Origin of the sequence: Hyphococcus sp. (assembly GCF_965228385.1) — a bacterium.
Classification (GTDB): domain Bacteria; phylum Pseudomonadota; class Alphaproteobacteria; order Caulobacterales; family Parvularculaceae; genus Hyphococcus.
The window spans coordinates 13,310-26,993 of the sequence record NZ_OZ245810.1 but is presented as its reverse complement, the minus strand read 5'-3'; the positions used below and the strand labels follow the sequence as shown (position 1 = coordinate 26,993).

12 protein-coding genes are annotated in these 13,684 nt (G+C 61.2%); all 12 read right to left on the bottom strand.

All coding sequences use genetic code 11. The annotated features are described in order from the left end of the window. Positions 1-72: 72 nt before the first annotated feature. Complete coding sequence (locus tag ACQK2Q_RS00125; RefSeq protein ID WP_425407724.1) at positions 73-663, bottom strand: periplasmic heavy metal sensor; 591 nt, start codon at positions 661-663, stop codon at positions 73-75. Next, positions 648-1,142, bottom strand: a complete 495-nt coding sequence (locus tag ACQK2Q_RS00120) for a hypothetical protein (RefSeq protein ID WP_425407723.1) — start codon at positions 1,140-1,142, stop codon at positions 648-650. Before ACQK2Q_RS00120 ends, ACQK2Q_RS00125 begins: the two co-directional genes overlap by 16 nt. Next, on the bottom strand, positions 1,117-1,713 hold the full coding sequence (locus ACQK2Q_RS00115) for an RNA polymerase sigma factor (protein ID WP_425407722.1): 597 nt from the start codon (positions 1,711-1,713) through the stop codon (positions 1,117-1,119). Before ACQK2Q_RS00115 ends, ACQK2Q_RS00120 begins: the two co-directional genes overlap by 26 nt. Before the next feature lie 78 nt (positions 1,714-1,791). Beyond that, positions 1,792-2,226 carry an EF-hand domain-containing protein gene (locus ACQK2Q_RS00110; protein WP_425407721.1) on the bottom strand — a complete coding sequence of 145 codons (435 nt, stop codon included), beginning with the start codon at positions 2,224-2,226 and terminating at the stop codon, positions 1,792-1,794. Between the two features lie 54 nt (positions 2,227-2,280). Beyond that, positions 2,281-3,462: a glycine cleavage T C-terminal barrel domain-containing protein gene (locus tag ACQK2Q_RS00105; RefSeq protein WP_425407720.1), complete on the bottom strand. Its 1,182-nt coding sequence runs from the start codon at positions 3,460-3,462 to the stop codon at positions 2,281-2,283. Beyond that, entirely contained in the window at positions 3,459-5,063 is a 1,605-nt protein-coding gene (locus ACQK2Q_RS00100; protein ID WP_425407719.1) for a phytoene desaturase family protein, read from the bottom strand. The genes ACQK2Q_RS00105 and ACQK2Q_RS00100 overlap by 4 nt, the downstream gene beginning before the upstream one ends. Then, the gene (locus ACQK2Q_RS00095) at positions 5,056-6,372 is read right to left on the bottom strand and encodes a hypothetical protein (protein ID WP_425407718.1); all 1,317 of its coding nucleotides are present in this window, start codon (positions 6,370-6,372) and stop codon (positions 5,056-5,058) included. The genes ACQK2Q_RS00100 and ACQK2Q_RS00095 overlap by 8 nt, the downstream gene beginning before the upstream one ends. Positions 6,373-6,393: 21 nt before the next feature. Beyond that, positions 6,394-9,249: a bifunctional [glutamine synthetase] adenylyltransferase/[glutamine synthetase]-adenylyl-L-tyrosine phosphorylase gene (locus tag ACQK2Q_RS00090; RefSeq protein WP_425407717.1), complete on the bottom strand. Its 2,856-nt coding sequence runs from the start codon at positions 9,247-9,249 to the stop codon at positions 6,394-6,396. A gap of 108 nt (positions 9,250-9,357) precedes the next feature. Further along, entirely contained in the window at positions 9,358-9,642 is a 285-nt protein-coding gene (locus ACQK2Q_RS00085; RefSeq protein WP_425407716.1) for an HU family DNA-binding protein, read from the bottom strand. Between the two features lie 192 nt (positions 9,643-9,834). Continuing rightward, entirely contained in the window at positions 9,835-11,259 is a 1,425-nt protein-coding gene (locus ACQK2Q_RS00080) for an ATP-binding protein (RefSeq protein WP_425407715.1), read from the bottom strand. A gap of 9 nt (positions 11,260-11,268) precedes the next feature. Next, positions 11,269-11,952 (bottom strand): winged helix-turn-helix domain-containing protein, encoded by a 684-nt coding sequence (locus tag ACQK2Q_RS00075; protein ID WP_425407714.1) that lies wholly within the window; start codon positions 11,950-11,952, stop codon positions 11,269-11,271. Positions 11,953-12,078: 126 nt separating this feature from the next. Then, positions 12,079-13,584 (bottom strand): Do family serine endopeptidase, encoded by a 1,506-nt coding sequence (locus ACQK2Q_RS00070; protein WP_425407713.1) that lies wholly within the window; start codon positions 13,582-13,584, stop codon positions 12,079-12,081. Positions 13,585-13,684 lie beyond the last annotated feature (100 nt).

Below are 13,684 nucleotides of genomic sequence, written 5' to 3'. Positions count from 1 at the left end.
ACGTAGCGCGAATTATAGAAAACATCAGTCATTCTTGGGAAACGGCGCGCAACAGCGAGGCCGCACAGAAAATCAGTTTTCCGGCGGCGCTTCATTTTCCTCTGCCGCACTGTCGGCCGGTCTGTCGGGCGGCGGGCCATCGGAGCGCTGATCATGCCGCGCATCGCCGTCGCGGCGCATTTTACGTTTGCGCCGGCGCTCATCCCGGCGCTCCTTTGCTCTTTCCACCAACAGCTTTCGCTGATCGGCCGGCAATGTTTCGAACGCACCGACATAGGCGCGGTTAAACGCATCGCGCTGGCGGTCCTGCGCCGTGCGAATTTCCTCAAGCTTCGCCGCCACCGCCGCACCATCCCATGTATCCGCGCTGATAAGCGCGCTCAATTGTCGGCGCAATTCACGCATGCGGTCATGCTGCTCACGCAACGCCGGCAATTCTTTCTTGATCTCAGCGCGAAACGCCTCCCGCAGTTCAGGCGACAACTCATCCGCATACCGCATCAACCGGAACGGATTATCAAATCCGCCGCGAGATCCGTGCTCAATATGACTGCGCGACGGCGGTGGCTTGTCGCCGGCCAATATTCGCCCGGAAAAGTGACCGAACGCAAAAATATTGAGGCCGAGCGATGCGACCAGCAAAATAATCAGTCCGCGTCCCATGTCGCGGCCTCCTCTTCATCAAGCGACGCCAACAGGAAGTCGCTTTCAACATAAGCAAGCGCTTCGCCTTCCGGCGTCAACGGCGCCTGGGCCGAAGCCGACATGACACCCGACGCCAGACCGATCGCGCCGAGCCCCGCCAGCGCGCCGGCGGGAATAAGCCGGCGCGGCGCGCCGCCGGAAAACGGCGACAACATGCGTAAAAAGTCATTGAGCGAACGCGCGGTTTTCGCAGGCGGCGCATAGGATGCAGCGATGCGGCGCTCCAGATCTTCCGCCATACGGGGCGCTGTGGCGGCGTTCAAAAACCCGTCAAGCGCCTCGGCTTCGGCGCGAATCTCAGCGGCCTCGCGGCTGGCGTAAACTTGCAACAGACGCGCGCGCTGGTCCGCCGGCCAGCGGGCCGGGTCGGCGCCGTGAACCTCGCACACGCGGCGCAATTCTTCGAGACGGTCAGTTGACATGGCTGTTTTGCTCATCGTCCATCTTTCCCATCAAATGTTCGCGCATCGGCGCAAGCCTGTCGCGCAAGGCCCGCCTGCCCCGCGCCAAAAGGGACTCCAGCGCGTCGACGCTCACATTCATGATTTGCGCAGCTTCGATATTCGAAAGCTCCTGATAGTGACAAAGCGTAATCGCGAGGCGTTGCCGGTCCGGCAGTCCCGCAAGCGCTTCGTCGATGGCGAAACGCCGCTCCGACAGGAACAGCTTCTGGTCCTGCCGGTCTGCATTATCAGCGCGTTCAGGCGCGGCTTCTTCCGGCGCTTCGCGCTTCGATTTACGTAACTGGTCAAGGCAGTAATTCATCGCCACGCGATAAAGCCAGGTTTCGAACTTTGCGCCTTGCGGTTTCCATTTGCCGGCGTTCCGCCATAACCGCAAAAATGTCTCCTGCGCCGCATCCTCTGCGGCGTGCGCGTTACCCAGCATTCTGTAACTGGCGGCGTAAATCATACTCGTATGCCTTTCGACCAAGAGCGCGGCTGCGGCTTTGTCGCCGCGGCCCGCGCGCCTGACCAGCGCTTCGTCGCTATCGGTTTCATGTTCCAACAAAAGCGCCGGCAATGCCTGTCTTTACCGGCCCGCACTGATAGGCGTTTTGCGCGGACCGGAGATGAGAAACAACTCTTAGTTATCGTCGCCGCCGCGGCGATGCCGTCCGCGATGACCGCGACGGCGGCGTTCGTCTTCGCTCAACACGCCGTCGCCGTTTTTATCCATGCGCTCAAAACGTTCCTGGGCCGCATTAACGAATTCGGTGCGATCGACAACGCCATCGTCGTTCTTGTCGGGATTGCGCGCTTCGCGCCGCTCCGCACGGCGGGCCTTGTGATAGGCTTCCATTTCCGCCTTGGAAACGCCGCCGGAGCCGTCAGTATCCGCCGCCTCAAGACGTTCCGCAAAACGGTCCGACGCTTCATCGGCGGTGATTTCACCATCGCCGTTTGTGTCCATTTTCTCCCAGTAACCGCCGCGACCCTTGCCGTCTTCGGCATAGGCGCCGGCCGTCAGGAGAGCGGCGCCCGCCGCCGCGATGGCGCTAAAAACAATCTTGTTCTTCATGTTCATCCTCGAATGTTGTTTGTGTCATTCGCCTTCCAGCAAACCTTAAACGGCTCAACGGCGAAAATCCGTCGCTGATCCTGCGGACCGGTCCTGTTCGCGTGAAAAAGCCCTTGCCAGCGCGCTTTCAGCACTGTCGAACACCCACGCTGAAACCCGCCCCTCAGCCGGGGACGGAACGGCGATTTGGTAATCTTTTCCGGGTGTTGACGCCGTGATGTCAGCAAAGGCGACGACCCGCTTGCTGGCTGGCGACCAGGCGCAACTGGTGATCCGGCCAATGGTTTTATCGCCCTGAAAGACGGCGGCGCCCGGCGATGAGGTCTCCGCATCCAGCGAAAGCGAGACGAGACGCCGCGCCGCCGCGCCGCCGCGCGCGCGCAGGCCGCGCCGCCCGTTAAACCACCCCCGGTCCAGCGGCGCCAGATGCGCCAGTCCCAGCTCAGCCGGCGATCTGGCGCGGCCGTCATTTCCCCTGACCCGGTCCGCTGGCGTGAAATCAACACCTGGCCGGGGGGCGCCGCTTTCCAGACGCAGGATTTCAAAAGCGTCGAGACCGATCGGCTGGCCGGCGCTGCGCCGCATGATCCGCTCCCAGATGGTCAACGCTTCTTCTTTTGGAAAAATAAGTTCGACGCCCGGCAGCGCGCCAAATTGCAGGGGACGCGAAGCGGTTTCAACGCCGCGCAGCACGCCTGACGCCGCAACGGTCTCGTTAATTGATTTCAATCCCGCCGCCGCCAGCACGCCGGACGTTTGCGGGCCAAAAACGCCAAGCGCGGCGACTTGCCCGGTGATGTCCTCAACATCAACATTCATCCCGCGCGCCGCCAGCTTTATCCGCCGCCCATGCGCGCTCGGGCATGTCGCCACGAACAGATCGCCGGAAAGGCGCGAAACTTCGGCAAGGTCGATGACGTCGCCTTTGTCATCAAGCATCAGGCCGCGCGCGCTTTCGCCCACATGCAGCCTGTGTGCGGGCGCCGTTGTGAGCCGGCCCAGATATTCGGGCGCCGCCGCGCCGCGCACGGCGTAACGCGTCAGGGGGCCAAGGTCTGCGAGCGCCGCAAAACTTTTCGCCGCCTCGTACTCCTGGCTTACAGACGAATAAACCCTTGCGGCCGTCCAGCCATTTATAGATGTCCACAGGTTCGCTTCGCTGGCGGAGGCCACAGCGGTAAATAACGGGGTCGGCCGCGGCGCATCGGCAAAAATATCCTCACCGGGAAAAATCATCCGATCCCCTTGTGATAGGCGCGTAAAGCTGCGCGCGCCGCGATACGCGCCGAAGCACATGAAATTCCTTCGCCGGTCTGGGCCTCTGGACCGCAGAAATAAAATCCGGCGATGCCGGCGGCGCGTGTGACAGCGGATGCAAACGCCCACTGCCGGATCATCTCCGGCTTTGCGGCGAAAGTCGCTGCGGCGGTTCCCGCCGCCGCCGCTTCATCGCACGGCAACTGTACGTCAACTGTTTCTATACGATCAGAAAGTCCCGTCGCAAACATATCAATGCACTTCAACGCGGCCTCTTTAATTTCATCCCGGCGCGTCTCAGGCGGCGTTTCGTCAAAGGGAACAGGATGCGCCATGACCGACATCAACTGGCGCCCCTCATGAACGGCGCTCTCATCCAGAGCGCCGGGAAACAGCGCTTCGATAACCAGATGTTCAGGCGTTTTTCCAGCGCGCGCCGCCAGGAACGCCGCCCGGACCATTTCCGGCGCCGGCGCAAAAAACAGCCGCCGGCGCATATTCGATTTCGTCACGTCATCCTGCGCAACGCCTTTCAGGACAAGTTGAACCCTTGCGGTGGCTATCCGTCTGCGCCGCATTGTCAGCACCCGCTGCAGCTCAATATCGATCTTGTCCACGCCAATCATGTTCAGGAAAACACGCTCGGCGCCGGCGGCTGCAATCACGATCGGCGCGCGTAATTGTCCGCCGTCTTCCAACGTTACGCCCGCGATGCGATCGCCTTCGATGAGAATGGATTTCACCGGCGCTGAAACGCGGATATCGACTTTCGCCTGCTGCGCGGCGCGCCGCAGCGCCGTCACCACCGAAAGCGCGCCGCCGGCGGGATACGCCTTTGCGCCCTGCAGGCCCGCCGCCTCGCCCGCAAGCCGCCGCAAGTAAGACATGAAACTGAAAGGCTCGTTCGGCGCGGTTCCCGAACGAAACGCCGCTTCTGCGTAAAGAAACGTTTTTAAAGGTCCGTCTTCAAATCGTTCGGACAGAACATCGTCAACCGATGCGAACAGATAGCGTTGAATCTGCCCCGCGCGCTGCGCCGTAGCACCCGCTATGGCTTTTTTTAAAACACGGTCCGCATCTCCGCCGGGCCCATGCGCGGCTGCGCGAAACGCGGGACGCAAAAACGCCGACAGGTCCAGCATCTCCATCATGAAGGATTCCACAGCTTCGCGATCGCCGGCGTCGTCAATGGCGACCTGCAAACGCGCAAGGTCCCCGTCAGACTTGAACGGTTCCCCGTTCTCGAAAAAGCATGTCGTTTCCAGCCGCCGCGCGGCGAAGCTGAGCCCGTGCCGATAAAGATCAAGCTCGGCGATGACATCCGGATCGAGGATCGTAACAAGATGCTCTCCATCGACGCCGACAACGCCGGGCGCAAGTTCACGTTCCTTGATCCGTCCGCCGATATCCTGGCCGGCGCCCGCCAGCACGGTATGAAGTCCGGCTTTTCCGAGATAGGCGGCCGCGGCCAGCCCATCGACGCCGGCGCCGATGACGATTGCGTCGATCCCGCCCTCGATGCGGCCGGAACGTTGCGGATCCGCCATGTCTTCCTTGATTTCGGCGTCTACGTCACTCATCGCGCAACATCACTTTATCGATCAGCTTTACCGCTGCGCTGATCGCGTTGTGGCGATGCGGCTGAATGACAACGCGGTCCCATCCGCCGATCTCCCGGCGACGGGCCCCCGGCGCCTCAACCTCGGTTTGCGCGCCGCGCACCGCCGCCGCGAAATCCGGAAGCCGCGAGGCGATCCGGTTCTTGACAATAGCGGCCGCAGCCTGACGGTCCTGCCCCGTCCATCCGCGCCAATCCCCGTCTTCGTAAAACGCCGCTGGAAAATAGGCCGTATGCGCAATAATCTCACCATTGGCCGCGTATTCAAATTCTACGGGAACGCCTTCAAATAATTCTCCTTTGACCGCGGCGGCGCTGGCCGCATTTATATCCTCCGCATTGTCGATGATTTGAAAAATGGATTTTTCATCGCCCGCCGGCGGCTCAGGCCGGTTGGAGAGTTTAAAGCGCACGGTGACTTTCGCGCGCGGGCCGCCCGCCAGCAAATCCGCTGCGCCGGCGGCGATCGCGGCGTCCGGCGTTGAAAAGAAAACAAATCGCGTTTTTATGTCTTCTTCATCGCCGGCGTGAACCCTTATGGATTTCGCGCCTTCGCGGGCAATCTCCTTCAGCCTGCCGGACCAACCCACGACCCCTGCGTCTTTTGCAACTTGCGACAACACTCTCAATAAGGGCGGTGAATCGTCCGGCGTACGCACGCGCCAAGAATCTTCATCGAAAAATTCGGCGAGCGCGCGCGCCGTGCCGGCGTCCTCGCCGCCGGCGCCGCCGGGGGCGAGGGCATGCGCGCTGACATGCGCCTGCAGGTTTTCGTCCGTGAAATAATCATCGGCCAGTTCCGCACACGACCCGTAAAGTCTTGCGGCGCGCGCAAGAGCGTTCGGATCCGTCAGCAACCCTGCAAAGGACTTTCCGCTCAGCGGCGCGCCGCGGCCGGGCTCGGCGAAACCGCCATTCGCCAGCGCGGAAACTTCCTCAACAAAATCAACCCAGACATCGTGATCCGGTATATCGCGCGCCGCCAGCGCATCGCGCGTCTCGCGGGGATTGGCGTAAGTGACAATCGATTGGCCTTCCTTGAACAAGGTCACCCGCGCGCTGGCGGGCTCCAGCGTCAGATCGTAATTTTGCAGCTCAAGACGGCGCCAGACAAAATTCGGCACAGCGGGCGCCGCCGCCCCCGCGCTCTGTTTTTTCCGGCGCGACAGTTTTAAATGTCCCACATGCGCGCCTGCTTTGGCCGCACAGGCGGCCGCGCAAAAACTTGCTTCATCGTCGCCGATTACCAGAAAATCAAACTGACCGCTCATGAGATAGGGCTGACCCGCGCTTCACGCCAGGCGCGCAGCAAAGAGCCGCTCCACCTCGGATTCCAGATTGATCAAGACACGCTCCGCCGCCTCGATTGAATTTTCTCCGCACACAGACGCCATGTGCGCCCGCAACGCCTTTCCGGCGATTTCGGGGGCGAAAAGGCCGCCGGTGGCCGCCCGTCCGGACTGAAGCACCGCTTCGAACGTGTTGTGCGCATTTTTCAGTTTCATTGCATCTTCCTGCGCCAGTTCGCCTTTTTTCGCAAACCAGTCGAGCGCCGCGCCGACAGCGCGCGGCGGGCGCGTTTCCGCGCCGGCGCCGGCCAGGGTCAGGTACTGGCAGAGAAAGGCGATATCCGTAACGCCGCCGGAAATATTTTTAACGTCCCAGGGGCCGGCGCCGGGCTTGGCTTCATTCAGCCGCAAGCGCATGTCCGCCACATCGCGAGCGACGGTCTGCGCATCCCTTCGCCGCGAAAGCACAGCATTGATCTGTGCATCCGCTCGCTCCGCAAGCGCACCATCAGGACCGACGACGCGCGCCTTCACTAACGACATCGCCTCCCACGTCCAGGCTTCGTCTTCATAGTAGCGTATGAAAGCGGCGAGACTGACGGCCGGCGGCCCCGCCTTGCCGGAGGGGCGCAATTGCATGTCCACTTCGTATAGCGCGCCCTCTTCCGTGGCCGCAGATAAAGCCGTTACGGCGCGGCGCACGAGGCGCGTAAAATATTCGGCTGGCGCCAGCGGCCGTTTGCCGTCGGACTGCACTTCCGGCGGCGCATCGTAAACGAACATAAGATCAATATCCGACGTGGCCGTCATTTCTCCGGCGCCGAGGCGCCCCAGACCAATGACCACAAACTCGCCGTCGATCGCGCCGTGCTGGCTTTTCATTTCCTGCGCGGCGGCGGCGACAAGCGCCCCGATCGACGCATCAGCGATGGCGGTGTAATGGCGCGCCGCGTCTTCATGATGGATCTGGCCGACGGCGAGCCGCGCCGTAATGCGGAACTTTGTCTCGCTCGCCCAGCGGCGCGCGGCGTTGAGCGCCGCTTCATAATCCGGCGCCTGCGCCACGGCTTCAGCACACTCGCCGGCATAGCCCGCCGGATCGCGCAGGGGCGCGCCCCAGTTCTGATCCAGAAGACTTTCCACGAGATTGATATGCTTTGAAAATTGACGGCCCAGATATGGCGAAATCGTCATGAGACGGATCAGCGTATCAAAGACATCTATATTGCTGAGCAACAGCGAGAACACCTGAACGCCGGACGGCAGGCGCGTCAGGAAATCTTCAAAAGCGAAGAACGCCTCATCCGGCTCGCCTGCATCGGCAAGCGCTGCAAGCAGGGGCGGAACAAGTTTCGTCAACAGCACCCGCGCGCGTTCCGTTCGCGTGGCTCTCAAGGCGCCCGTGTGCCATCGGCGGATGGCGGCGCTGATGTCTCTGGCTCTTTGAAAGCCCAGCGCCTCCAGCGTTTCCAACGTCGCCGGATGGGCTTCAACGCCTGTAAAGACAAGCGGGCCCGGTTGCTCCGTTTCGTCGCTGTCGAATTTGAAAAGCGTATCGTAACGCCGCGAGACAGCGTTAAACGTCGACAGGCACTTTTCCCGAAACTGTTCCGGGTCCCGCTCGCCGCAGAACACAGCGACGCGTTGAATTTCATCCGCCGATGACGGCAGACGGTGCGTCTGTTCATCATTGATCATCTGCAACCGATGCTCCACATGGCGCAGATAGCGATAGGCGCTGTTTAAGGCCTCGCGGGCGCTTTCGGTAATCTGTTCCGCTGCCTGAAGCGCGCCCAGCGCCTCAAGCGTTTCACGCTGGCGCAGATTTTTGTTCCTCCCGCCCAGGATCAATTGCTGCGTTTGCGCATAAAACTCAATCTCGCGAATGCCGCCGCGGCCGAGTTTCACGTCATGGCCCTCAAACGCGACATCGCCGCCGCCCTTGGCCGAATGCATCTGGCGCTTCACCGCATGGACGTCTTCGATGGCGGCGAAATCCAGATATTTTCTCCAGATAAACGGGCGCAAAGACTGCAGGAATGACGCGCCCATTTCCATATCGCCGGCGCAGGGCCGCGCTTTGATAAACGCCATGCGCTCCCAGTTTTGTCCGTAAGCTTCATAATAAGCCTCAGCCGACGCGACGGAAACCGCCGGCGCCGTGACGCCCGGATCGGGCCGCAGGCGTAAATCCGTTCGAAACACATAGCCGTCGCCTGTCTGCATTTGCAATAAATTGACGAGGTCCTTCGTGGCGGCGACGGCGTGTTGTTGCGCCTGCGCGCGATCGCCCACCTCCATGCGCGCCGGATCGAACAGCACGATCAAATCGATATCGCTGGAATAATTCAACTCGAATGCGCCATGCTTGCCCATGGCGAGAATGCTGAGGCCGTTTGGCGACGACAGCGGCGAACGCGCAACGGCGCCGGCGAGCGCGCCTTCCACGCAGGCGTCAGCAAAACGCGATAGCGCCGCCGCCGCTTCCATCACATCGATAGCGCCGGCGATATCGGCCAGCGCAATCGCCATGGCGGCGCGCTGCTTGGCGTCGCGCAAAAGGCGCATCTGCTCTTCTGCAGACACGTCGCGGCTGCTTGCGTGCGCGGCGTCGCACGCTTCTGCGAGCGTTTGCGCCAGCGGCCGGTCAAACAGCGCGGACAGATCATCGCGCCTGCGCAGCGCAAGACGGCGCAGATAAGGCGAACATGACGCGACCCCGTACAATAAATCCTGCGCGCTTTTGGGCAACGTAGTAAATGCTTCACCGAGGTCGGCGCGAAAGCGATCCGCCGCCTCAGCGTCATGAATGTGAGGCGCGCTTTTGATTGATGAAGTGAAGTTTTGACCGGCCGTCATTGCGTTTGATTTGACAATGGGCGGCGTTAAAAATCCACCCAAAAAACAACCGCCGCCGGGCGCAGCCGGGCGGCGGTCGCTAACAATACCGTAATAAAGTTTTCGCGCTCAGCAGCCCGCGGCTTCTTTCAGCGATGAGGACGGCCGGAAGCGCAATGACTTCGACGCCTTGATCTTGATTTCCTCGCCGGTGCGGGGATTGCGGCCCTTGCGCGCCGCGCGCTTGGAAACCGTAAATGTTCCAAAAGTGCCGATCGTATATTTACCGTCCTTCTTGGCGCGTTTCAGGCCTTTTTCGATTTCACCGAAAACCAGTTCGACGACCCGCTTTGCTTCCGCATTGCTCATATCGCCGGCCTCGGCGACATTTGCGATAAATTCCGCTTTGCTCATTTTTGAAATTCCTCAAATAGCGCGGTCTCTTCCGTGACCAATCGGTCCATCTACGCCGACCGCAATTTCAGACAGTGGGTGATGACAGGAAAACAAGAACTGATTTCCCGTTGCACGCAAGCGCTGATCGCGCTGAAATCCAGTGTTTTACAGGTAAATCGTGATTTTGAATCAGTTTCTGCGGCTTTGTCTTTACTCGGATGCGGCAAATGTCATGACGATCCGCAAACCATGTCCGTCGCCGTCGGCATGCGCAAGACCGTCTTTCAATTCCAGCCTCGCGCCATGCGCGCGCGCAATCGCTGAAACGAGCGACAGCCCCAAACCGGAGCCCGGCGTCGAACGGCTTTTTTCAAGCCGCACGAAACGTTCGAAAATCCGGTCGCGGTCTTCGGGCGCAACGCCAGGGCCGTCATCGGCGACGGACAGGATCGCGCCGCCGCCCTTCACAGGCCCCACGGTCAACTCAATGCGCGAACCGCCGGCGGCGTATTTCAGCGCATTGTCGAGAAAGTTCGCCACCGCCTGCGAGACAAGCTCGCGCGAGCCCTTGACCGCCGGGGTCGGCGCGGTGACGAGGCTGAACGCAAAACCGGCGTCCTGCGCGGCGGGCTCATAAAGCTCCGCCATTTCCTCGGCGATGGCGACAATATCGATGGGCTTCAGAACGCCGGCGCCCTCGCCGGACTGAATGCGCGCAATCGACAAGAGCGCATTGAATGTGGCCAGCAGTTTTTCTGAATCCTCGATGGTGGCGCGGATCGCCGTATCCTTGGTCTCCTGATCGGCGCCGGTGGCGTCGCTGAGCCGGTTGCGTATACGCGTCAGCGGCGAGCGCAGATCATGGGCGATATTGTCCGATACATCGCGCATACCGGCCATCAGGCGTTCGATCTGATCGAGCATCGAATTGAGGTTTTCACCGAGGTCGTCAAGTTCGTCGCCGGCGCCGGTGGTGGGAATGCGCTGTGAAAGATCACCGCCCCTGATCGCCCGCGACGTCTTATTGACGACCTCAACGCGGCGCAAGAGCGAGCGCGAGAAAATCAGCCCGATGACGACGCCGAATGCAATGGTCACCAGCGCGGCGCGGGTGACGACGCTTTGCGAACGGTTGCGCAGATATTCCCGGCTCGCCACATCGCGCGCCACGACCACCAGATAGGATTGTTCCGCATCCGGCGCAGCGCGAAAACGCATCATCTTTCCGCGCGCTTCGCGCTGCTGCACGCCGACCTCGCGGCCGGCGGCGTCAACCAGCGGTTTTTCGAATTTGAAATTGAAAAAATCGCCTTCCGCAGTCAGCGCTTCGGGCGGCAGCGCGGTCAGGTTGCCCGCAAGCACTGCGCCGGAAGGCGCGCCGATCAGCATATAGATCGCATCGTCCGACCATGCCGTACGCTGACGGATAACGCGCGTGAGCATGCCCGGGCCGGAGGTGGAGAACAACTCCGCCAGAACGCCGATTTCGCTGTCGATGACATCGTCGGTCTGTTTCGCCGCCTCGCCGAAAGTGGCGCTGTAAAGATAAGCCCCCAGCATCGCCACTGCACCGGCGAACAACACGACGTAAATTACCGTGAAGCGGAATGACGTCGTGCGGAGAATGCGCAGCATGGAGGCCCGTCAGCCCTCGTCGTCGGAGAGTTTGTAACCGGCGCCGCGAATGGTTTTTAAAAGCGGCTTGTCAAAATCCTTGTCGATCTTCGCCCGCAATCTGGAGATATGCACGTCGATAACGTTCGTCTGCGGATCGAAATGATACTCCCAGACATTTTCCAATAGCATAGTGCGCGTCACAACCTGCCCGGCGTGGCGCATCAGATATTCCAGCAGGCGAAATTCGCGCGGCTGCAGATCGATCTTCTGCGAGGCGCGGCGCACGGTGCGGTTCAGAACATCAAGCTCCAGATCGGCGACGGCGAACCGGGTCGTGACTTCCGCCGGCGCCCCGCGTCGCCGGCCCAGCGCTTCGACGCGGGCGAGCAATTCGGAAAACGCATAGGGCTTGACGAGATAATCGTCGCCGCCGGCTTTCAACCCGGAAACGCGATCATCGACTTCGCCGAGGGCTGATAAAAACAGCGCCGGCGTTACATCGCCGTCGTCGCGGCGATTGGAGAGAAGAGAAAGGCCGTCCATTTTCGGCAGCATCCGGTCGATGACATAAGCGTCATAACCGCCGGAGGTCGCCATATTCAGCCCGGATTCGCCATCCAGCGCGTGGTCCACCACATGGCCGGCTTCGCGCAGGCCCTTGGCGGCGTAGGCCGCCGCTTCCGCATCGTCTTCGACAAGAAGGATTCGCATTGATGTCACCTTAATCTGTTTCGCCGAAATGCAACACGGCAGGAGCGGTATAATTCCGTCACGAACGATTCGGCGCCGCGCCGAGCGAATTTACATCGCATGGGGGCGGCGCCGGAAAATCAACCGTTACTCATTATCCAGCGACAGCGCGCCATACTGGCGGTTGGCGCCGAACTGCATGCGCAAGAGGACAGCGTCCTTGTCCTCCTGTCTGGCGTTCCGGATCTTCGATCTGAGATCGTTGCCGGAGGTGACCGGATCGCCGTCGACCTGAAGGATCACGACGCCCGGCTGCAACCCGGCGTCCTGCGCTGCGCTGCCGGGACGAACGCCGGTGACGATAACGCCGTCCACATTGTCCGGTACGCGATATTGCTGACGCAATGTCTGGTTCAATTCAGCGATGCGCAAGCCCAGATCGGCCGCAAGACTGTCATTGTCATTAGACGGAACATCTTCAGCGGCGGCTGTCTGGTCGTCGTCGCGCTGGCCCAGCGTCACGTCAATGTCGCGGGTCCTGCCGTCGCGATGGATTTGCAGTTCGATCTTGCGGCCCGGCGGAAAGGACGCGACGCGGCGCGACAGCTCATTGGAGTTGCGCACCTCTTCGCCGGCGATGCCGAGAATGACGTCGCCGTCGCGAAGCCCGGCTTTTTGCGCCGGCGTGCCGTCGATAACATCCGCAACCAGAACGCCGCCGCTTTGCTTCATGCCGATCGCCGCGGCGATCTCGGTCGTCACTTCCTGTAGCTGGATGCCGAGCCAGCCGCGCGTCACCGCGCCATTGTCGATCAGTTGCGCGACGGTTTCCTTGGCGACCCGGGCGGGGATCGCAAAGCCGATGCCGACGCTGCCGCCGGTGGGCGAAAAGATCGCGGTGTTGACGCCGACGACGCGCCCTTTCAGATCGAATGTCGGCCCGCCTGAATTGCCGCGATTGATGGGCGCATCGATCTGGATGAAATCAAGATACTGGTTTTCACGGTTCGACCCGCCGATTGCGGAAACGATGCCGCTCGTGACCGTGCCGTTGAGACCGTATGGATTGCCGACCGCCAGCACAAAATCGCCGACCCGCAAATTCACGTCGTCAGCGAATTCTACAAAGGGCTGATTGCGCCGGGCGTCGACTTTCAGCACGGCGAGATCGGTCAACGGATCGGTGCCGACAACTTCGGCGCTGATCTCGTCGCCATTGGCGAGACGTATGCGGACATTGTCGGCGTCCTCAACCACATGATTATTGGTGACGATATGGCCGTCCGTGTCGATAAAGAAACCGGAGCCTTGCGCTTCCATGCGGCGCACGCCGTTGTTGAAATCATCCGGCGCGGGCGCGTTTGGATTACTGGGATTGCCGAAGCGGAAATTGAAAAACTGCTCCAGGCTGTCTGGGATCTGCGGCGTTTCCACTTCGCGCTCAACAAGGATGCTGACCACGGCCGGGCTGACGCGCTCCACAAGATCCGCGAAGGACAGCGTGCCGTCGGCGGAAACCGGCGGCGCCATGAGGCGCGGCGCCTGGGCCGTTGCGGCGGTTGAGCCGAGCGCTGCGAAACCGAGCGCGGTTGCGGCGGCGCCGGCCGCGGCGACGGCGTAAAATGCTGGCCTGGAGGTATTTTTGCTTTTCAATTTTGATTGACTGCTATTCAACTTCATTTTCCCTTGTTGCCTTCTGTTCAGGGCCGAACCCGGCAATATTTACCGGATCGGGCTCTTTTCAAAAGCGCCC

Bases quoted from the DNA above. Each gene is read 5' to 3' on its own strand.
- ACQK2Q_RS00100 (WP_425407719.1), bottom strand. From the start codon at position 5,063: ATGAGTGACGTAGACGCCGAAATCAAGGAAGACATGGCGGATCCGCAA.
- ACQK2Q_RS00085 (WP_425407716.1), bottom strand. From the start codon at position 9,642: ATGAGCAAAGCGGAATTTATCGCAAATGTCGCCGAGGCCGGCGATATG.
- ACQK2Q_RS00105 (WP_425407720.1), bottom strand. From the start codon at position 3,462: ATGATTTTTCCCGGTGAGGATATTTTTGCCGATGCGCCGCGGCCGACC.
- ACQK2Q_RS00090 (WP_425407717.1), bottom strand. From the start codon at position 9,249: ATGACGGCCGGTCAAAACTTCACTTCATCAATCAAAAGCGCGCCTCAC.
- ACQK2Q_RS00075 (WP_425407714.1), bottom strand. From the start codon at position 11,952: ATGCGAATCCTTCTTGTCGAAGACGATGCGGAAGCGGCGGCCTACGCC.
- ACQK2Q_RS00110 (WP_425407721.1), bottom strand. From the start codon at position 2,226: ATGAAGAACAAGATTGTTTTTAGCGCCATCGCGGCGGCGGGCGCCGCT.
- ACQK2Q_RS00080 (WP_425407715.1), bottom strand. From the start codon at position 11,259: ATGCTGCGCATTCTCCGCACGACGTCATTCCGCTTCACGGTAATTTAC.
- ACQK2Q_RS00125 (WP_425407724.1), bottom strand. From the start codon at position 663: ATGGGACGCGGACTGATTATTTTGCTGGTCGCATCGCTCGGCCTCAAT.
- ACQK2Q_RS00120 (WP_425407723.1), bottom strand. From the start codon at position 1,142: ATGAGCAAAACAGCCATGTCAACTGACCGTCTCGAAGAATTGCGCCGC.
- ACQK2Q_RS00095 (WP_425407718.1), bottom strand. From the start codon at position 6,372: ATGAGCGGTCAGTTTGATTTTCTGGTAATCGGCGACGATGAAGCAAGT.